Here is an 18,054-nt window from a genome sequence, read left to right as displayed (position 1 = left end):
CGCGAAACTAGCCGTGACCGGTGGTACTACAGTCTCAGCGTCCTCAAGAGCTTCGACGAATTACTGAAGGAAGCCAGCGCCAGCCGGCTCCCTCCAGCAGAAGCATTAGATGACGCCGAGCGCGTCCATCGCTTCGGCGACCCTCACAAAGCCGGCGATGTTGGCCCCGAGCACATAATCGCCGGGGTTCCCGTATTCCTCGGCGGTCTCGGCGCAACGGTCGTGGATCGACTGCATGATAATGGCAAGCCGTGTTTCGGTTTGCTCGAACGTCCAGCTGTCGCGAGAGGCATTCTGCTGCATCTCGAGAGCCGATGTCGCAACACCGCCCGCATTGGCGGCCTTGCCCGGGGCAAACATGACCCCTGCATCCTGAAAGATGCGAACCGCTTCCGGGGTCGACGGCATGTTTGCCCCCTCGCCTACTGCGATGACGCCATTCTTCACCAGAGTGCGGGCATCCTTGCCCGTGAGCTCGTTCTGGGTCGCCGAGGGCATCGCGACATCGCAAGGAACGTCCCAGACGGAGCCGCCCTCGAAATAGTGTGCCTTGGAACCTTTCAGCCTGGCATACTCGGATATCCGCTCACGGCGAACCTCCTTGATCTGCTTGACCAATTCGAGATCGATCCCGTCCTCATCGACGACATAACCGTTGGAATCGGAGCATGCGACGATCTTGCCACCGAACTCCGCGACCTTTTCCATGGTGTAGATAGCGACGTTTCCGGATCCCGATACGGTCACGCGCCTGCCTTCGAAATCGAGGCCCTTGGTGCTGAGCATCCGCTGGACGAAGTAGGTCGCACCGAAGCCCGTTGCCTCCTTGCGTGCGCGCGAACCGCCGTAAATCAGCGCCTTGCCCGTCAGCACCCCGGCCTCATACCGGTTGGTGAGCCGCTTGTACTGGCCGAACATATAGCCGATCTCCCGGCCTCCGACGCCGATATCGCCGGCAGGAACGTCCGTGTATTCGCCCAGGTGTCGGTGGAGCTCGGTCATAAACGACTGGCAAAATCGCATGATTTCCCCATCCGTTCGCCCTCTCGGGTTGAAGTCGGAGCCGCCCTTGCCGCCGCCGATCGGCATGCCTGTCAGGGCGTTCTTGAAGGTTTGCTCGAAGCCGAGGAACTTGATGATCCCGACGTTGACGGAAGGATGAAAGCGTATCCCGCCTTTATAGGGCCCAAGTGCGGAGTTGAACTGCACGCGGAAGCCGCGGTTGATCTGTACCTGCCCAGCGTCGTCGACCCAAGGCACCCTGAAGATGATCTGCCGCTCGGGTTCGCATATCCGTTCTATAAGGGCCTGTTCCGCATAGCGCGGATGCTTGGCAATGACACGCCCCAGACTTTCAAGCACTTCCCGTACGGCCTGGTGAAATTCCAGCTCGCCGGCGTTGCGCCTCAGCACTTCCGTTAGAATTGGTTCCAGCTTCTCATCGACATTCAAGATGGTTCTCCTCATGCGCGCAGCTTCTTAGGCGCAAACCCCTCGCGCATTATCGGAAGCTAGGCGGCAAGTGAAGATTTATTTCCCGCGGCCATGCAATTCTTGATTGCTTACTTGGGCGCCGTTTCGGGAAAACAGGTTACCGCGCACCTGGAATGCCGATGGCGAGCTGAAGGGCTGCAGCCCGTGGAAGCGAGGCAGCCGCCCGATAGAATGGATTGCTCGCCCCGACAGCAAACTAGCGCGCGCATCGTCACCGTTGCGGTTGCATAGGAAGGAGAGCTAACTCGCCCTTCCCGCGATCCTGACGGGCCGCGTGCGCTTGCGCGTCCAACTCGACACGTGCCGAGCCAAAACGCGGATTTGGAACCGCCCTCCTGATCTTGGCAGCAGGAGTTCCTATATTACAGTCCATCTCCCGCGCTGGCCCGCAGCCAGTGGGAGACAAAGCGAAGACGCGCTCACGAACCAGGTGGAGGATATCTGAATGACCGAGAGAGCTGTTCTGGCCGGCGGTTGCTTCTGGGGAATGCAGGATCTGATCCGCAGGCTCCCCGGCGTCACCGGCACCCGTGTGGGCTATACCGGCGGCGACGTGCCCAATGCGACCTATCGCAACCACGGAACCCATGCCGAGGGCATCGAGATATTCTACGATCCGGCGAAGACCTCCTATCGGCGGATTCTGGAGCTGTTTTTCCAGATCCACGACCCCACCACGAAAAACCGTCAGGGCAACGACATCGGCACCTCCTATCGTTCGGCGATCTACTACGTCGATGACGAACAGAAGCGCATTGCCGAGGACACCATTGCCGATGTGGAAGCCTCTGGCCTGTGGCCGGGCAAGGTGGTGACGGAACTGGAACCCGTCGGCGACTTCTGGCAGGCGGAGCCGGAGCACCAGGATTACCTGGAGCGCTATCCGAACGGCTATACCTGCCACTTCCCGCGTCCGAACTGGGTGCTGCCGCGACGGTCCGCCGCGGAGTAACAAACGCCCCGGCGAGCGTCTGGCGAACCGTGTCCGCATGCAGCCGCCAGGTTCGGCGGACATGGATGCCGGCCGCATCAATCGAATTCAGGACAGTCGTTGCGACCTTGGGATGATTGTTCTCCTTCCTGGAGCATCACATGAACTTCAATAGTCAACGACTTGAATTTACCGGCCATTCCGGCGCCACTCTTGGCGCCAGACTCGACCTTCCAAACGGCCCGGTGCGGGCCTATGCGATTTTCGCCCACTGCTTCACCTGCTCCAAGGATCTGGCGGCGGCGCGTCAGATCTCGGCCGAACTCGCGCGCGAAGGGATCGCGGTCCTGCGCTTCGATTTCACCGGCCTCGGATCAAGCGAGGGCGAGTTCGCCTCGACCAACTTTTCGTCCAACATCGCGGATCTCCGTTCGGCCGCCGACTATCTGCGGCTACACTTCGAGGCGCCGTCGCTCCTGATTGGCCATTCGCTTGGCGGTGCAGCCGTCTTTGCGGTTGCCAACGAAATTCCGGAAGTTCGCGCCGTGGCCACGATCGGCGCACCCGCGGACGTCGGCCATGTGCTCAAGAACTTCGGAGCGAGCCTCAAGGAAATAGAGGAAAGTGGTGCCGCCGAAGTCGATCTTGCCGGTCGCAAATTCCTGATCAAGAAACAGTTCGTCGACGACGCTTGCGCCCAGCGCCTTCATGAGGCTGTGGCCACGCTCAGGAAACCCGTTCTCATTCTCCACGCGCCGCTGGATCAAACGGTCGGCATCGAAAACGCCAGCGACCTCTTCCATGTGGCCAAACATCCGAAGAGCTTCGTTTCGCTGGACAAGGCCGACCATCTGCTCACCGATCCTGCCGATGCCGCCTACGCCGCCCGGGTGATTGCGGAGTGGCTGAGCCGCTATCTCGTGGCCGACAGTCCGCAGGGCACGGAGCCGGTGGAACAGGTCCAGGTGACGGAAACGGGCGAAGGCAAATTTCAGAATTCGGTTCATGCCGGCAGGCATCGCCTCTTTGCCGACGAGCCGCAAAGCGTCGGCGGGTTCGATTCCGGGCCATCGCCCTATGACTACCTGTCGATCGGGCTTGCTGCCTGTACCTCCATGACGCTGCGCCTCTACGCCGACCACAAGAAGCTGCCGCTCGGGCGCATCAAGGTGGAGGTCTCGCATTCCAAGATCCATGCGCGGGATTGCGAAGACTGCGCTGCAACGGAGCGCGCCGACAGCGGGAAGATCGACCGGTTCGAGCGGGTCATAGCGATCGAGGGCGAGGTCGCAGACGAGCTTCGCTCCAAGATCGCCGAGATTGCCGACAAGTGCCCGGTCCATCGCACTCTGGAAGGGATCGCCAAGATAACGACGGCCGTGAAATAGTCCGCGGCCCTGCCCGGAATTTTCCTTTGTAGTATTCCGCTAGTACCCGTTGCCTCAGCCGGATTGCTAAGCTCCGCCCATTGGTTTTTGGGAGGAAACAAATGGCAAACTCGAAAATTCTGATGATCACCGGTGATTTCACCGAAGACTATGAAACGATGGTTCCGTTTCAGACCTTGCTCGCCTGCGGCCACACGGTGCATGCCGTCTGCCCCGGCAAGAATGCCGGCGAGACGGTTGCGACCGCGATCCATGATTTCGAAGGCGACCAGACCTATTCCGAAAAGCGCGGCCATAATTTTGCGCTCAACGCCACCTTCTCCGCCATCCGCGCTGAAGATTACGACGCGCTGGTCATACCCGGCGGTCGCGCGCCCGAATATCTGCGTCTCAACCCGGATGTCATCAAGGCTGTCCAGCATTTCTTCGCGGCGGGAAAACCGGTGGCGGCCATCTGCCACGGCGCACAATTGCTGGCGGCGGCCGGCGTGTTGAAGGGCCGCACCTGTTCGGCCTACCCGGCGTGCCGTCCGGAGGTCGAACTTGCCGGCGGCATTTATGCGGATATCGCGATCAGCGACGCGGTCGCCGACGGCAACCTCGTTACCGCGCCGGCGTGGCCCGCCCATCCGTCGTGGCTGCGCCAGTTCATGGCTGTGCTCGACGCCTCGGCCCTGCTACAAACGGACGCCGCCTGAGAAGGCAGCCACGGGAGGGGCGAGATGTGCGAGTTGTTCATAAAGGCGGATGCGCGGCTCTGGGAGAGCACCACCCGGTCGCTGCGCATTGATGGCATGGTGACGAGCGTCCGGCTGGAGAACTTCTTCTGGTCGAAGCTTGAGGAGATCGCGCGGCGCGATCGTATGAACGTCACGCAGCTGATCACCAAGCTACACCACGAGTCCATCGATGCCGGGCATGATCTCGGGAACTTCACATCATTCCTGAGGGTCTGCTGCGCGCGCTATCTCGACCTGCAGCTGTCAGGTGACATTCCGACGGATGTCAACCAACCGATCGCCGGGCTGAACGCTCCGGCGATCCTCACGCGCGAGCAGGAAAAATATCATTGAGCTGAGGCAGGCTGCCCCTTCGCGGGGGCAGTCCCGGCTCGACGCGCCCCTCGCCTGCTGCCGCGGATCCAGGATCATCAAACCAAAGTCGTTTGGTTCAAGCCCCGGCGACAAGACTATGCTATTCAGGGGGCCAGCGATTCTGAGTTTGTAGTGCAATGAGCCCCAAGACCCGCGGTTATCTGTTTGCCTTCCTTGCCATTTGCATCTTTGCTGGCCAGGACGCCATCACCAAGTATCTTGGCGACCGCTACCCCGCTTTGTTCATCACGATGATCCGATTCTGGGCGTTTGCGCTCTTCGTGTTCGCTTTCGCCGCCTCGTCATCGGGTGGACTTCGCAAGACCACTCACACGCGCCACCCCTGGCTGCAGGTCGTGCGGGGCCTGCTGCTCGTCGCCGAAATCGTCGTCATCGTCATTTCCTACGTTCACGCCGGGCTCGCCATGAGCCAGTCGATCTTTCAGGCGACACCACTGATAATCACCATCCTCTCGATCCCTCTTCTCGGGGAGACCGTGGGATGGCGGCGCGGTGCGGCCATTCTGATCGGTCTGATCGGCGTTCTGGTGATCATCAATCCCGTCAACGTGCACTTCGACATGTCGCTGCTTCTGCCGCTCGCAGCATCCGTGCTTTTCGCGCTTTACAGCATTGCCACCCGCGCCGTCAGTCGCGAGGATTCGGCCGTCACGAGCCTCTTTTATGCCGGCGTTGTCGGCGCCGTGGCGATCTCGCTGGTCGGCCCGTTCTACTGGACAGAGGTGGTGCCGTCCGATTGGTTTGCCCTTGCCGCGCTTTGCGTCTGTGGCACCCTCAGTCACTTTTTCCTCATCAAAGCCTACGGACTGCTGCCGGCAGCCGAAGTCCAGCCCGTTACCTATTTCCAGCTGGTCCTCAACGTGATCTTCGCCGTCATGCTCTTCGGCGAGACGATCACTCACAACATGATCGTCGGCGCGCTCATCGTCGTCGGCGCCGGTCTCTTCACGATCTGGCGCGAGCATCAGCTGGCGAGACGGTCGTCGGTATCGCGCGCCTAGTCCTGCTCGCTGACCGGCCGCTCAGGCGCCGCCAGCGATATGAGAGCAGCCAGCGTCTTTCGAAGGCCGAGATCAAGCCGCTTGTCCTGCCGGACGATCATGCAGAGCCGCCGGCTCAGTTTTGGCGAAAGGGCCTGACCACAAGCTCGCTCGATCCTGCCGCTTCGCCGGCTCATCGCCCACATGCGTGGCGCCTTCAGGCTTGATGATCCAGGTGCGTTGCCCGCTGAGACCCCGCAGCATCCTTCATCGCACGCTCCGCAATCGTTGAAAGCCTGAGTTCGGCAAACTCCTGCAGCAGGGTCCGCTCCGCTTTTTCGAAGGCGTCCACCAGCGCCGCATTCGCTGCGCGCTCCACCGGGCAGGTCGGATGGTCCTCGGACACGCCTGCCGCCAGAACCTGCCCATCGTCCAGCGCCCGCTGCACATCGAGCACCGTCAACTCCTCAAGCGGCCGCAGAAGCGCCCAGCCCCCTCCCCGGCCGCCTTCGGAACCGACGACACCCTTGCGCTTCAACGCCCCCATCGTCCGGCGAACAACCACCGGGTTGGTGTTCAGCATCTTGGCGATGGTCTCTGACGTCTCCCGTCCCCCGAGCAGTGCCATGTGAATGAGCACATGGATCATCCGCGCCAACCGGCTGTCTTGCTTCATTCGACTCCCCATAGCGTAACAATATAAGTTACGCACTCTTGACGTCACCTGTTTCCGTAACTTATACAATTACGGTATCAGAGTGTCGAGAAGGAACGAAGATGCAGGCCCAGACAATCCAGACCCGAACCATCCGCATGGGCTTTATCGAACAGGGAAACGGCCCGGCCGTTCTGCTCTGCCATGGCTTCCCGGAGACCTCCCATGCCTGGCGGCACCAGATAGCGGCACTTGCGGAGGCCGGCTTTCGCGCGATCGCGCCTGACATGCGCGGCTACGGCCTCTCGGAATGTCCTCCATCGGTCGACGAATACAGCGTGTTTCACAGCGTCGGCGACATGATTGCTCTGCTGGATGCCCTCGACCTATCAACGGCCATCCTCGTCGGTAACGATTGGGGCGCGACCGTTGCCTGGCAGGCGGCACAGATGCGGCCCGACCGTTTCTGCGGCGTCGTCGCCATGAGCGTGCCGATGATGGGCCAGCCGCCCGTTCCGCCGACCCGGATCTTCCCGCGGACCGACGACGCAGAATTGTACACGCTCTATTTCCAGGAGCCAGATGTCGCCGAGGCGGAGCTGGAGCGTGACATCGGCCAGACGCTGCGAAAGATCCTCTTTGCGGCTTCCGGCGACGCGGGCGCGCGACAGGCCGGAGACCAGACACCCAATCCGTTCGGCATGGTATCGCGCCGGCATGGACTGCTTGCGCCGCTGCCCGACAGCATGCCCGACTGGCTCACCGCTGCAGACCTCGACACCTACATCAGCGCCTTTGCCACGACCGGTTTTCGCGGAGGGTTGAACTACTATCGAAACCTCGATCGCAATTGGCAGCTGCAGGCCGCTTTCGCCGGCGTAAAGGTCGAAATTCCTGCCCTGTTCATGGTCGGCGAGCGCGACACGGGCATCGCCATCCCCGGGATGCGCGAAATTGTCGATGCGATGCCGACGCTCGTCCCGCAGCTCAAGGAAAGCATCATCGTGCCCGGCAGCGGCCATTGGCTGCCGCAGGAGCGCCCCGATGTCGTGAACGAGGTTCTCATCCGGTTTGCCCGGAATGTTTGAAAGTCACGTGATCGACGAGCGAAGGACACCCCCTGTCCCCCGAGACCAAAAAATGCATGATCGCACACGCAAGACGTGTGGATCCAAGGGGTGCATCTCGATGAAACGGGTGCGGCCCGGGCCCTCATGCGACTTAAATCCAAACTTAAAGTATTCTCAGGATTCCTCATGAAAACCTTTAGATATCTCTTTTTGCCCGTAATCGTTGTCGCCTTGTCGGCTTGCACCACAACCTCCGACGATTCCCGGCAACAGGCGCTATCGATCACGGCGCGCAGCGGGGTGAAGACGCTCGTCGCCAAGAACTGGCATATCGACGATAACTGCAGCCAGATCGACTATCCGGCGATGACGATTGCGGAGAAGCCCAAGCATGGCCACCTGGAGATTGTCCACGAGGCGGTCTATCCGAAACTGGTGGGCAAGCAGTCAAAATGCGCGACAACCAAGGTGAATGGCGTCGTCGCCTACTATACGCCGAACCCCGGCTATACCGGCCGCGACCGGCTTGTCATTCGCTCCCCCTATGAAGACGGAAAGATCGAAGAAGGCGTATTGAGCGTGACTGTCGTCAAATAGACAGCCGCTTGGTCGGGCGGCGGAAGCACCCTGGAAAACGAAGTGCCATCGAACCGGTTCCGCGCTATAATCGGGCGCGGGGTGGAAAGAAGGTGAAGCCAATGAAGAGGCTAGCAATCTTTGCCTTGTCACTGGCGGCGGTGGCTACGAGTGTTCCGCCGGCCATGGCATTTCCTCCAGCCGTTACGGCGGAGATCGAGGCATCTCAAGTCCAACCGGTTCAGTACAGGCACCACGGCGGCGGCTATCACGGCGGCTACAACCACGGGCATCACCACGGCGGTGGCGATGACTGGGCATGGGCGCTCGGCGGATTGGCAACCGGCGCGATCATCGGCGGGCTGCTCGCGCAGCCTCGCTACTATGGCCCGGGCTATTATGACGAAGGCTATTACGGCCCGACCTATTCCGCCCCACGCTACTATGCGCCGCGCTACTATCGCCAAACCTATTACGGAGGCAGCGCCCACACCCGCTGGTGCTACGCTCGTTACCGGTCCTACAGGGCCTATGACGACACGTTCCAGCCGTATTACGGTCCGCGGCAGGCGTGTGTCTCCCCCTACTACTGAAGCGTTGAAGCTCAGCTGACACGGGCTTCATAACTTGTTGCAGATTCCTCGGTTCGGCACTTGCCGGATCGACGTGGCAGGCCGCCTCTCTAATGTCTGCAACTTTAGTCTTTTTGTCGAAGCCGATGAAAGGAAAGTTTTGCAACCCTAATGTACGCAATGGTAGAGTGCATTGTTTGCGCTTCCCGCGCGGCCTGATTTGTAGCGTTTAGAGCACTTTAAGAGGGCTGTGCCCCCGGGGACCGTCAGCATGCTGAACCTGCCTCGCCTGCCGCTTCTGGACAACCTTAAGGGGTATCAGGGAAGTTGGTTGCGCAGCGACATTTCCGCAGGCGTCGCCATTGCCGCGGTCGGATTGCCGAGCGCCATCGCCTATCCCGCCATCGCCGGGCTGCCGCCCGAGACGGGCCTTTATGCGAGCATCACGCCGCTTGTCGCCTACGCCCTTTTCGGTCCGTCGCGGCAACTGATCGTCGGACCGGATGCGGCGACGATGACGGTGCTGGCGGCCGTGCTAACGACGGTATTCGCCTCCTCTGCCGGTGGCGCTGACCGCGTAACGGCGGCGGCCCTGCTGGCCCTGATCGTCGGCTTCCTCTGCCTGATTGCACGCCTCGTCCGTCTCGGCGTGCTCGCGACCTTTCTTTCGCGCCCGATCCTCACAGGCTTCTTTGCTGGAATTTCCCTCTCGATTCTGGTTGGACAGATCAAGCGCGTCACCGGCGTCCAGATCGAGTCGGACGGGCTGATCAGCCCTATTCTCGAACTTCTGAGGCAGGCCGGCTCCATCCACTGGCCCACTCTGGTGTTTGCCTTGGCGTGTTTTGCGCTGCTGCAGGTCGCCCGCTTCTATCGCTCACCCGTTCCAGGTCCTGTTATCGTCGTCTTCGTCGCGGTGTTGTTGTCATATCTCTTCGACTTCGAAGGGCGCGGCATGACGGTCGTCGGCAACATTCCCGACGGCTTGCCGACCTTCGTCCTGCCTCGTCTCGAGGGTCTGCCGATCGATGGATTGCTGACCGGCGGCGCGGCAATCTTCCTCGTCAGTTTCGGTTCCGGCGTCATCGCAGCGCGCAGCTTTGCGGCGCTCGGCGGCTACCGCGTCGATCCGAACCGTGAACTGAGCGGCTTCGGCGCCGCCAATATTGCGGCAGGACTGTTCGGGACGTTTCCGGTGACCGCCTCGGATTCACGCACGGCCGTGAACTTCGCCGTGGGTGGGCGTTCGCAGATCGCGAGCCTCGTTGCGGCAGGGACCCTGATGGTGGTGCTGCTCTTTCTTGGTGACGTCCTTCGCATTCTGCCGGTCGCCGCGCTCGGGGCGATCCTTGCGGCAACGGCGCTCAGCCTGATCGACATCGACGGCCTCAGACGGATCTGGACCGTCAACCGCATCGAGTTCATTTTCGCGCTGATTGCCCTTTGGGGACCGATCGGCCTCGGCGTGCTGAACGGCGTGGTCATCGCCATCGCTGCAACACTGGTTTACCTCATCTTGCAGACCATGTATCCGCACGACGCCATGCTGGGCCGCATCCCCGGGCGCGACGGCTTCTACAAGCTGCATCGCATGACCGAGGCACGCCCGGTTCCAGGCTTCGGTGCCTGCATGGTTCAAGATAGTCTGCTTTTCTATAACGCCGATTACGTCCGCGAGCGCCTCGAGGTGATCGCCGAGAGCTTGCCGAAACCTACTCGCTGGCTGGTGATCGATGCGAGCGCCATCCCGCAAATCGACAGCACCGCCGCGGACATGCTTGGAGAGTTGCAGAGCGACCTGAAGAACCGCGGCGTCACGCTCGGCCTGGCCGAGTTGCATACCGATGCGCGCGCCCTGCTCGAGCGCTCCGGGGTCGTCGAGAAGATCGGCCCGGGTATGATCTTCGAGGGAATGGAAGATGCGCTCGACGCTTACGAGACCAAGTACGGGCGGAACGACGGTCAGCCGACCGGTTCTATCGAGATCAAGCCAGATGACCATGTCCGAACGGGAGGGAAAAATGGGCAAGCATGACGGCAAGAAGAAAAAGGGCAAAGACAAGAGCGAAGGCGAAATAGCCGCCGACGCGACGACTTCGGACGACTTGTCATCCGAGGGCTATGCCAAGGAGCTCGCCCGGCTGCAGCAGGAAACCGCCCATCTGCAGGCCTGGGTGAAGAAAACAGGCGCGCGCATCGTCATCGTCTTCGAAGGCCGCGATGCGGCCGGCAAGGGCGGCGTGATCAAGCGGCTGACCGAGCGTGTCAGCCCACGCGTCTTCCGCGTGACCGCGCTGCCGGCGCCGACCGACCGCGAGAAGTCGCAGATCTACATGCAGCGCTATATCCAGCACCTGCCCGCCGCTGGCGAGATCGTGATCTTCGATCGCTCCTGGTACAACCGCCCCGGCGTCGAGCGCGTTATGGGTTTCTGCTCGGATGACAGTGCCCGACGCTTTCTCGAGCTCGCGCCGCGTTTCGAAGCGGCCATGGTCGAAAGCGGCATCATCCTGCTCAAATACTTCCTCGACGTCAGCGAGAAGGAGCAGGAAAAGCGCTTCCGGCAGCGCATTGCCGATCCGCTGCGCCAGTGGAAGCTCAGCCCGATGGACGTCGAATCCTATCGCCGCTGGTGGGATTATACCCGCGCCTACAACGAGATGATCCGTATGACGGACACCGATTTCGCGCCCTGGTGGATCGTACCGTCGGATGACAAGAAGCGTGCCCGCATCAACTGCATCTCGCACATTCTCTCGTCGATCCCATACGAGCGCGTGAAATTCTCGGAGCCCGATCTCGGCAAGCGCCAGAAGCGGCCGGATGACTTTGCGGCGGACGACCACGTGCGTAGAAACGTGCCCGACGTTTTATAAGACTGAAAAGCCCGCACCAAAGGTGCGGGCTTTGAACGCTTTCGATCGGGACGTGCCGCAGCGCGACAACGCGATGCAACGCCGGGACGGTCGTACTCAGGCTTTTTCGGGAGCCCAGTTCAAGAAGAACCCGACGTCACCGGGCACGCCACCCGGGAAGTTGATGATCATCGCCTTCAACTTGTAGCCACTTGGCTTGCCGAAGGCCTGATAGCGGTCAAAGAACTCTTTTGCTTTTCCCTGCAGCGTGTTCGGCCAATCCCGGTCGCCGCTGTTGATCGCGCGGCCGCTGTCGGTGCAAAGCTCGGACGGGAAGCTGTAGACCATCGCTTCGAACTTGCCGGCCTTCACGGCGTTCGCGACCAGCCGGCGAACGATGGCGATTTCCTCTTCCGTTACATGCTTCTTGAGAAAATCCGCGGCAAAGTCGGCGAGCTTTTGCTCTTCGATGGATTTTAGTCGCCGCTCCTTGTCCATCTCGTCCATTTCACGCTGGAGCATCTGCATTCTGAGGTCCTGTGCACTTGGAGGTGCGCCGGCATTCTTGTTGTCAGACATCACGTCGATCCACTTCAAGCAAATGGGCGCTCTGTGACGAAGCGATACACGGCTTCCGTGCATCACATGACCAGGGACGTCCCGCAGTTACATCCAAGGAAACCCAAATGGCAGTGCAATTCGGGGACGAAACATTTTCGAATGCGAGCCGCTATATCTCCGATGGCCCTCTATTCATTGGTCTTTTCACTGCAAAACGAAAGAACCGCGACTGGCTCTCCCGATGCAAGGCTATCCTAAAATACCACAACCGCAAGAGGACAGTGACAACTTAACAGGGGCGGCAAGATCAGTCGAAAATCCATGCGCATGCAAAGCACTCGCGGGCCTTACATCACGATCAGGCCACGGATGCCGGGGCGCATCCTAGAGCGCGGAATGCGCCTGCGCGCTGCCATGTGTTTCCGGCGAGCCATAGCGAGCCGGCAGGCCACAAATGGCTTCCATCCTCGGGTCGTTCTCGACAATACGCTCATCAATCCATGATTTCGCCCAATGATAGGCTTCGACGAACAGTTCGGAGTGCCGGCTCCAATCCATAAAGCTGATCGCGGCTGAAACCGGCGGGGAAATCAGGATGTCCTTTTCCCCGAGAACGATCTCCTGCGGTCGGTGCGCCAGCATGCTTGCGGCAATGACCTGGATCAGGTTGGGGATTTTCGGCAGGCCCGAGCGGCCGAAGGGGTTGAGCAACCGAACGGTCAGTTCGGACGCGCCGGGAATACTGTCATAGTCGATGTGCTGTTTTCCGGGACCACCCCCACCCAGGCTCACGACGACGTTCGGCCCTGTCTTCAGTTCCTTCATCTGCTCCAGCGGCAGATTGTTCATGATCGCTCCGTCGACCAGCATGTCACCGTCGGCCGTGAAGAAGGGCGGCAGAATACCGGGGATCGAGCCCGACGCCCTGACAGCCTGCCACAGTTTTCCGCGGCGATGGACATGGGCCTGGCCGGTGCTGAGATTGGTCGACAGTGCGAAAAATGGCAGCCAGAGGTCTTCGATAAGAACGTCGCCATACTCCGCCTGCAGGGTGCGGTCGAGCACCTTGTGATCCAGCAGCGCATATTGCGGCACGGTCAGGCGACGGAACGCGCGGCTGCGGACGAAGATCTCGTGCGTCCCACGATTGATCTCGTCGGCGTTCATGCCGCGGGCGAAGCCCGCCATCATCGCCGCCCCCGAACTGGTGCCGCCCAGATAGTCGAAGGAGGTGCCGGCCTCGATAAAAGCCTTGTGGACGCCAAGATGCGCGCATCCGAGCGAGCCCCCGCCGGCTGCGACAAAGCCCCTCGCCTCGCCGGCAATGAAGCGGACGAGACGCTCGACATCCTCAATGTCTTCGAGCGCCACGTGATGATGCTGCCGGAGTCCGGGGCGCTCGTTCAGCCAGCCGCTGGTGCCGACGACCGTTGCGGCGCGCTTGTCATGCACCAGAACGAGCCGCACGCTTGATGGCGAGTGCACTGACAGCGCCAGTTGCTCTGACGGGTTGAGTTTTGCAGAGTTGGACGGCTCGCCGACCAACAGGACACCATCGGCCTGGCGGATGCAGACACGCGTCCAGTCGCTTGGTTCGTCGTCGGTGATGTAGACGATGCCTCCGGTCTTGGCTTCCAATTGGTTGAGCCAGTCCAGCACCGGCTGATCATCGATCGGAACGCCGGGAAAGCGCTCTTCGATGTCGGCCCTCGCCAGGAATGCCGTGCGCGTGGATCCGGAAAAAGCCTTGCGCAGTAGGTCGATGAAGCGGGGAGAAACCCGGCTGTTTCCGGCAGCAACAATTGCGAGCGTCCTTATCCGGCAGGCGCCCTTGGCATGCGGCGAAGCCGGTGCCTGCTTGGCAAACCGTCGCGCCAGAAACGTGGTGACCGATTGGCGCAGGCTCGGCAGGGCACTCGCCGCCTTTTCGAACTGGTGGTCACAGATCGAAAGAACAATGGAATCGCGAGCAGCAACGACCGTAGCCATGCGCGGCAGCCCGGCGAAGAAACCGACCTCGCCAACGAGTTCGCCCTGCCCTATCTCGGCAATAGGGTCGGAGACGTCATCCCGGTGCACGGTAAAGCGGCCGGACAGGACCACGAAAAACCGGTCCGACGGTTCGCCTTGGCGGACCAGGATCTCGCCACGCCGCACGATGCCGCGATCGGAATTGGCGGCCAAGGCTTCCAACGCAGCCAATGACGTCTGGTCGAACATCAGGGTCTCCGACAACAGCTTGGCAGCAAGGGAACCGGTGGCGTCCATTGAACCTTCCTTGGAAACAGGCCGCTTACGAGCTTAGCCGTTTCGATCGGGATTGCCGAACACATTTCCTCGCCACGCCATATGGCGCAGGCGGCTTTCACCGGACCATAAACAGATGGGCTCGCCCCTGAAGACACGATGGCGACGCCGGGTCGAGGGCGCCAGCGGGACACAACCTTTCTGTGCAGAATAGCATTGCGTTGCACCTAGCCTGGGACGGCGGGGGATTACCCTAAGGCTTGCAGAACCCGCCGCGAGACGGCGCTCAGGACTATCGCAAACCTATCGTTAGGCTTGCTTCTTGCCGCCCTCGTCGCTCGCCTTACCCTCCGGCTCCACGTCAGGCTTTTGGTGTCGCACGGCCTTGGCTTCGAAGTAGCCGATGATGGTGAGAACGGCGAAGGCGGAACCGACCGCCAGGCCGGCAACGATCCAATGGCCGAAGCCGACCGAAATGCCGATCGCGCCGGCAAGCCAGAGGCTGGCCCCGGTCGTCAGGCCCTGAACCTCGCCGCGAGACAAGACGATTGTGCCGGCTGCAAGAAAGGCGACACCGGCTGTGACCGCCTCCACCACGCGCAGAGGATCGATGCGGACGCGTTCGTCGAAGAAGCCGCCGAGGCGGACGCTTTCAATCGAGATGATGCCGAAGGTGCAGGCTGCGAGGCAGACGAGCATATGGGTCTTGAGGCCGGCTGGTCGTGCCTTGACCTCGCGCTCGAAGCCGATGACCGCGCCCATCAGCAGCGCTCCAAGAATGCGCGCAAAAATGACCGGATAGGGAATTTGCGATGGCGGGAACAATTCGGCAGTGATCTGATCCATGCGGAACCAACGCGAATGCTTCGCATTGGTTCCGCATGATGGCGCCCGAGCCTCACCCAGTGCGCAGACGCCAGGAGCGGCCTGTCCCCACCCCGCTCCGAAGCGCTAGAAGTCGCTTAGTTACCGAGGGCCGCGAGGGCTGCGTCCAGGCGTTCCTGAGCCTTCTTCGGGTTCTTCGCTCCCTTGACCGCTTCCAGGTTGGCCGGCGCATCGCCGACCTGAACGACGCCGACCATGCCCATGCCGTAGTGCGGCGTGCACTTTACGCCGTAGACGCCCGGCGCCGTGAAAGTCACCTTGTAGTTTTCATTGATCTTGCTTTTGAAAGCCTCGGCGCCATCGGGGATCATGCCCTTGATGGTTTCGACGTTATGTCCCTTGTCGGTCGGGATGAAGGTGACCGTGTCGCCAGGCGCAACCTTCAGCGACGCCGGCTCGAAAACCATCGCGCCGTCCTTGCCCTTGTTCAGCATGTGCACTTCGAAGTCCGCGGCGGCTGCCGGTGCGGCGACCAGCATTGCCGCGATCGCGATACCAAATCCGCTCTTGATTGCATTCAACATCGTCTTCTCCATTTGAGCGACCAGCCCGTGCTCGGGTTGTTCGAGAAGAGGATTAAGCCTGAGACGCCCCCTCCACTTTGATGCGCGTCAAATTCGCGCCGCTTTTTTGTCGGCATTGACAATACATAGGATTCCTATATTAACGACCGCATGAGCAAGGAACCTGACACGACACCGCCCCTGATCGACCGTATCGGCGACGGCCTTTCCCGCGTAGCGACGGCCATGCGCACGGAGGCCTGGTCGAGTGCGGAAGCGATCGGCCTCAATCCGACGCAATTGCAGATCCTGACCTTCCTGGTTGCCCGTAGACGCGGCGGAATGCGGGTAAAACAGATCGCCGGTTATCTCGGCGTCAGCCAGCCGACGACGACGGACTCGGTCAACGCGCTCTTGCGCAAGGGGCTGGTCGAGAAGCGGCCGGATCCGAGCGACGCGCGCGCCCTTTCGGTTGCCACCACGCCGGCCGGCGAGGACGCAGTACGACAGGCGGGGCGGCTCGCATCGGCCACGGAGGATGCCATCGCTTCGCTTTCGAGGCTGGAGCAGCAGGATCTGCTCATGCATCTCGTCAAGATCATCCGTGGTCTGCAGGCGGCTGGCGCCATCCCGGAACAGCGCATGTGCGTCAACTGTCGATACTTCCGGCCGCATGTCTATGACGACCCGAAGGCGCCGCATCACTGCGCGTTCGTCGATGCTGCGTTCGGACCGGCGGAACTGCGCGTCGATTGCGGCGAATACGAAACGGCAGAACCCGAAGCACAAAGGGCGGCCTGGCGTCTCTTCAATCGCGAGACGGTCTGATCATGCGATCCAGCCGCCGGCGCCAATGCCGGCGGTCCCGAAGGCGTCGCTCCCCCCCGGCGCCTCGCCACAAGCTTCACCATCGGAATTCGCGAGCGCTGTTTCCTGCGTCGCAAGCGGACAGACGATGATGTCGGCGCCGGTCCGACGACTGCCATCGGCGGACCGGCAATTTTCTCCCTCCAGCAAATAGAAAGAGAAAACCATGAGCAGAATTAATCTAGTCGACCCCGTTTCGGCAACTGGCCCCAGCGCCGAACTGCTTGGCGAAATCCGCTCCGCCTTCGGGGTAGCACCCAACATGTTCCGCGCCGTCGCCAATTCACCGGCGGCCCTTGCCAGCATGTGGGGCTCCTTCGGCGCGCTCGGCAAGGGACGCCTCGGCGCCAAGCTCGGCGAGCAGATCGCCGTTGCCGTCGCGGATCGCAACGATTGCCACTATTGCCTGGCGGCGCACACCGCACTTGGCCGCAAGGCCGGCGCGACCGCCGAGGAGATGACGGCAGCGCAGCACGGCAAGTCCTCCGATCCGAAGACGGCGGCGGCCCTTACCTTTGCTCAGAAGCTCGTCGAGGCGCGCGGACAGGTATCCGACGCGGATGTGCGCACCTTGCGCGACGCCGGCTTCGATGACGAGGACGTCGTCGAGATCATCGCGCATGTCGCGCTCAACCTGTTCACCAACTACATCAACGTCGCGCTTGCCGTTCCGGTCGACTTCCCCGGCGTGAAGCTCGTTCGCGAAGCCGCCTGATCCGCACATGTCGCAAAGGTCGGGCGACGAGCGTTCGCCCGGCCGTCTTGGAGATGAGAACAATGAACAGCAATCACAGGACCGCGGCTCCGGAACTCGCCGTTTCGACCTGGTTCAACACACAGGAACGTCCGAGCCTTGCGCAGCTTCGCGGCCGGGTCGTTTTCCTTCATGCGTTTCAGATGCTGTGCCCGGCCTGCGTTTCGCACGGACTGCCGCAGATGCAGCGCGTCCAGAGCATTTTTCGGGATACCGATCTTCAGGTCCTCGGCCTGCATTCGGTGTTCGAGCATCACGCGGTCATGACACCCGAGGCGCTGAAGGCTTTCATTCATGAGTATCGCCTGACCTTCCCGATCGCCGTCGACCAGCCTTCCGAGCAGGGACCGATACCGAAAACGATGGAGCGCTACGGCATGCGAGGCACGCCGACGGCAATCATCATCGGACGCGACGGTCATGTCGAACACCACCGCTTCGGCATCGAAGACGACATGGTCATCGGCGCGCGTCTTGCGACACTCCTTTCCGCCCCGATCCCCGATTTCAGCGCGGCCACCGCCACTTCAGCCGGGTGCACGAGCGAAGGATGCGTGCCCGACGCGCGGGCCGGCTAGAACCTCTGAGCATGGGAGAACAG

Annotated in this window: 19 protein-coding genes; 13 read left to right on the top strand and 6 right to left on the bottom strand. The window is 61.4% G+C overall.

Features of this window, described 5'->3' with window-relative positions:
• Positions 1-105 precede the first annotated feature (105 nt).
• Entirely contained in the window at positions 106-1,467 is a 1,362-nt protein-coding gene (gdhA, locus tag AC3WVQ_RS24070; RefSeq protein WP_234824627.1) for an NADP-specific glutamate dehydrogenase, read from the bottom strand.
• 472 nt (positions 1,468-1,939) lie between these two features.
• On the opposite strand from gdhA, the gene msrA reads away from it, so the two are divergent.
• The 5 genes from msrA to AC3WVQ_RS24045 all read left to right on the top strand — a co-directional run bounded on the left by msrA (position 1,940) and on the right by AC3WVQ_RS24045 (position 5,929).
• Complete coding sequence (gene msrA / locus AC3WVQ_RS24065) at positions 1,940-2,446, top strand: peptide-methionine (S)-S-oxide reductase MsrA (protein WP_060520547.1); 507 nt, start codon at positions 1,940-1,942, stop codon at positions 2,444-2,446.
• A 140-nt stretch (positions 2,447-2,586) separates the two neighbouring features.
• Complete coding sequence (locus AC3WVQ_RS24060) at positions 2,587-3,813, top strand: bifunctional alpha/beta hydrolase/OsmC family protein (RefSeq protein WP_492383056.1); 1,227 nt, start codon at positions 2,587-2,589, stop codon at positions 3,811-3,813.
• 101 nt (positions 3,814-3,914) lie between these two features.
• Entirely contained in the window at positions 3,915-4,511 is a 597-nt protein-coding gene (locus AC3WVQ_RS24055; protein WP_034802015.1) for a DJ-1/PfpI family protein, read from the top strand.
• Between the two features lie 24 nt (positions 4,512-4,535).
• Positions 4,536-4,886: a ribbon-helix-helix domain-containing protein gene (locus AC3WVQ_RS24050; protein WP_060520550.1), complete on the top strand. Its 351-nt coding sequence runs from the start codon at positions 4,536-4,538 to the stop codon at positions 4,884-4,886.
• A gap of 158 nt (positions 4,887-5,044) precedes the next feature.
• On the top strand, positions 5,045-5,929 hold the full coding sequence (locus AC3WVQ_RS24045; RefSeq protein ID WP_492383055.1) for a DMT family transporter: 885 nt from the start codon (positions 5,045-5,047) through the stop codon (positions 5,927-5,929).
• 196 nt (positions 5,930-6,125) lie between these two features.
• Here the strand turns inward: AC3WVQ_RS24045 and AC3WVQ_RS24040 are convergent, their stop codons facing one another.
• Complete coding sequence (locus AC3WVQ_RS24040; protein WP_060520551.1) at positions 6,126-6,584, bottom strand: Rrf2 family transcriptional regulator; 459 nt, start codon at positions 6,582-6,584, stop codon at positions 6,126-6,128.
• 101 nt (positions 6,585-6,685) lie between these two features.
• Here AC3WVQ_RS24040 and AC3WVQ_RS24035 point away from each other — a divergent pair, with 101 nt between their 5' ends.
• From AC3WVQ_RS24035 to ppk2, 5 genes are all read left to right on the top strand, one after another.
• A complete protein-coding gene (locus tag AC3WVQ_RS24035; RefSeq protein WP_492383054.1) occupies positions 6,686-7,651 on the top strand; it encodes an alpha/beta fold hydrolase in 966 nt (321 codons plus the stop codon).
• 168 nt (positions 7,652-7,819) lie between these two features.
• The gene (locus tag AC3WVQ_RS24030) at positions 7,820-8,230 is read left to right on the top strand and encodes a hypothetical protein (RefSeq protein ID WP_060610776.1); all 411 of its coding nucleotides are present in this window, start codon (positions 7,820-7,822) and stop codon (positions 8,228-8,230) included.
• Positions 8,231-8,331: 101 nt separating this feature from the next.
• Positions 8,332-8,802 (top strand): BA14K family protein, encoded by a 471-nt coding sequence (locus AC3WVQ_RS24025; RefSeq protein ID WP_034802004.1) that lies wholly within the window; start codon positions 8,332-8,334, stop codon positions 8,800-8,802.
• Positions 8,803-9,052: 250 nt separating this feature from the next.
• On the top strand, positions 9,053-10,816 hold the full coding sequence (locus tag AC3WVQ_RS24020) for a SulP family inorganic anion transporter (RefSeq protein WP_492383053.1): 1,764 nt from the start codon (positions 9,053-9,055) through the stop codon (positions 10,814-10,816).
• Positions 10,803-11,657 carry a polyphosphate kinase 2 gene (gene ppk2 / locus AC3WVQ_RS24015; RefSeq protein ID WP_060520555.1) on the top strand — a complete coding sequence of 285 codons (855 nt, stop codon included), beginning with the start codon at positions 10,803-10,805 and terminating at the stop codon, positions 11,655-11,657. Before AC3WVQ_RS24020 ends, ppk2 begins: the two co-directional genes overlap by 14 nt.
• Before the next feature lie 96 nt (positions 11,658-11,753).
• Here ppk2 and AC3WVQ_RS24010 read toward each other — a convergent pair whose 3' ends face one another.
• From AC3WVQ_RS24010 to AC3WVQ_RS23995, 4 genes are all read right to left on the bottom strand, one after another.
• A complete protein-coding gene (locus AC3WVQ_RS24010; RefSeq protein ID WP_034802042.1) occupies positions 11,754-12,215 on the bottom strand; it encodes a hypothetical protein in 462 nt (153 codons plus the stop codon).
• Between the two features lie 366 nt (positions 12,216-12,581).
• Positions 12,582-14,465: a patatin-like phospholipase family protein gene (locus AC3WVQ_RS24005; protein WP_492383052.1), complete on the bottom strand. Its 1,884-nt coding sequence runs from the start codon at positions 14,463-14,465 to the stop codon at positions 12,582-12,584.
• 288 nt (positions 14,466-14,753) lie between these two features.
• Positions 14,754-15,290 (bottom strand): MgtC/SapB family protein, encoded by a 537-nt coding sequence (locus AC3WVQ_RS24000; RefSeq protein WP_034801997.1) that lies wholly within the window; start codon positions 15,288-15,290, stop codon positions 14,754-14,756.
• A gap of 116 nt (positions 15,291-15,406) precedes the next feature.
• On the bottom strand, positions 15,407-15,853 hold the full coding sequence (locus AC3WVQ_RS23995) for a pseudoazurin (RefSeq protein WP_082005895.1): 447 nt from the start codon (positions 15,851-15,853) through the stop codon (positions 15,407-15,409).
• A gap of 150 nt (positions 15,854-16,003) precedes the next feature.
• On the opposite strand from AC3WVQ_RS23995, the gene AC3WVQ_RS23990 reads away from it, so the two are divergent.
• The 3 genes from AC3WVQ_RS23990 to AC3WVQ_RS23980 all read left to right on the top strand — a co-directional run bounded on the left by AC3WVQ_RS23990 (position 16,004) and on the right by AC3WVQ_RS23980 (position 18,031).
• Positions 16,004-16,660 (top strand): MarR family winged helix-turn-helix transcriptional regulator, encoded by a 657-nt coding sequence (locus AC3WVQ_RS23990; protein ID WP_060520557.1) that lies wholly within the window; start codon positions 16,004-16,006, stop codon positions 16,658-16,660.
• A gap of 205 nt (positions 16,661-16,865) precedes the next feature.
• On the top strand, positions 16,866-17,414 hold the full coding sequence (locus AC3WVQ_RS23985; protein WP_089046055.1) for a carboxymuconolactone decarboxylase family protein: 549 nt from the start codon (positions 16,866-16,868) through the stop codon (positions 17,412-17,414).
• Between the two features lie 62 nt (positions 17,415-17,476).
• Positions 17,477-18,031, top strand: coding sequence for a peroxiredoxin family protein (locus AC3WVQ_RS23980; RefSeq protein WP_210187492.1), 555 nt, complete (start codon positions 17,477-17,479; stop codon positions 18,029-18,031).
• Positions 18,032-18,054: the final 23 nt, after the last annotated feature.

The sequence above is a fragment of the Ensifer sp. EB106-05-01-XG146 genome (assembly GCF_058791875.1).
This window is presented reverse-complemented; position numbering and strand designations above follow the sequence as displayed.

Excerpts from the sequence above, each read along its gene's own strand:
- gdhA (WP_234824627.1), bottom strand. The coding sequence starts at position 1,467 with ATGAGGAGAACCATCTTGAATGTCGATGAGAAGCTGGAACCAATTCTA.
- msrA (WP_060520547.1), top strand. The coding sequence starts at position 1,940 with ATGACCGAGAGAGCTGTTCTGGCCGGCGGTTGCTTCTGGGGAATGCAG.
- AC3WVQ_RS24060 (WP_492383056.1), top strand. The coding sequence starts at position 2,587 with ATGAACTTCAATAGTCAACGACTTGAATTTACCGGCCATTCCGGCGCC.
- AC3WVQ_RS24055 (WP_034802015.1), top strand. The coding sequence starts at position 3,915 with ATGGCAAACTCGAAAATTCTGATGATCACCGGTGATTTCACCGAAGAC.
- AC3WVQ_RS24050 (WP_060520550.1), top strand. The coding sequence starts at position 4,536 with ATGTGCGAGTTGTTCATAAAGGCGGATGCGCGGCTCTGGGAGAGCACC.
- AC3WVQ_RS24045 (WP_492383055.1), top strand. The coding sequence starts at position 5,045 with ATGAGCCCCAAGACCCGCGGTTATCTGTTTGCCTTCCTTGCCATTTGC.
- AC3WVQ_RS24040 (WP_060520551.1), bottom strand. The coding sequence starts at position 6,584 with ATGAAGCAAGACAGCCGGTTGGCGCGGATGATCCATGTGCTCATTCAC.
- AC3WVQ_RS24035 (WP_492383054.1), top strand. The coding sequence starts at position 6,686 with ATGCAGGCCCAGACAATCCAGACCCGAACCATCCGCATGGGCTTTATC.
- AC3WVQ_RS24030 (WP_060610776.1), top strand. The coding sequence starts at position 7,820 with ATGAAAACCTTTAGATATCTCTTTTTGCCCGTAATCGTTGTCGCCTTG.
- AC3WVQ_RS24025 (WP_034802004.1), top strand. The coding sequence starts at position 8,332 with ATGAAGAGGCTAGCAATCTTTGCCTTGTCACTGGCGGCGGTGGCTACG.
- AC3WVQ_RS24020 (WP_492383053.1), top strand. The coding sequence starts at position 9,053 with ATGCTGAACCTGCCTCGCCTGCCGCTTCTGGACAACCTTAAGGGGTAT.
- ppk2 (WP_060520555.1), top strand. The coding sequence starts at position 10,803 with ATGGGCAAGCATGACGGCAAGAAGAAAAAGGGCAAAGACAAGAGCGAA.
- AC3WVQ_RS24010 (WP_034802042.1), bottom strand. The coding sequence starts at position 12,215 with ATGTCTGACAACAAGAATGCCGGCGCACCTCCAAGTGCACAGGACCTC.
- AC3WVQ_RS24005 (WP_492383052.1), bottom strand. The coding sequence starts at position 14,465 with ATGGACGCCACCGGTTCCCTTGCTGCCAAGCTGTTGTCGGAGACCCTG.
- AC3WVQ_RS24000 (WP_034801997.1), bottom strand. The coding sequence starts at position 15,290 with ATGGATCAGATCACTGCCGAATTGTTCCCGCCATCGCAAATTCCCTAT.
- AC3WVQ_RS23995 (WP_082005895.1), bottom strand. The coding sequence starts at position 15,853 with ATGTTGAATGCAATCAAGAGCGGATTTGGTATCGCGATCGCGGCAATG.
- AC3WVQ_RS23990 (WP_060520557.1), top strand. The coding sequence starts at position 16,004 with ATGAGCAAGGAACCTGACACGACACCGCCCCTGATCGACCGTATCGGC.
- AC3WVQ_RS23985 (WP_089046055.1), top strand. The coding sequence starts at position 16,866 with ATGAGCAGAATTAATCTAGTCGACCCCGTTTCGGCAACTGGCCCCAGC.
- AC3WVQ_RS23980 (WP_210187492.1), top strand. The coding sequence starts at position 17,477 with ATGAACAGCAATCACAGGACCGCGGCTCCGGAACTCGCCGTTTCGACC.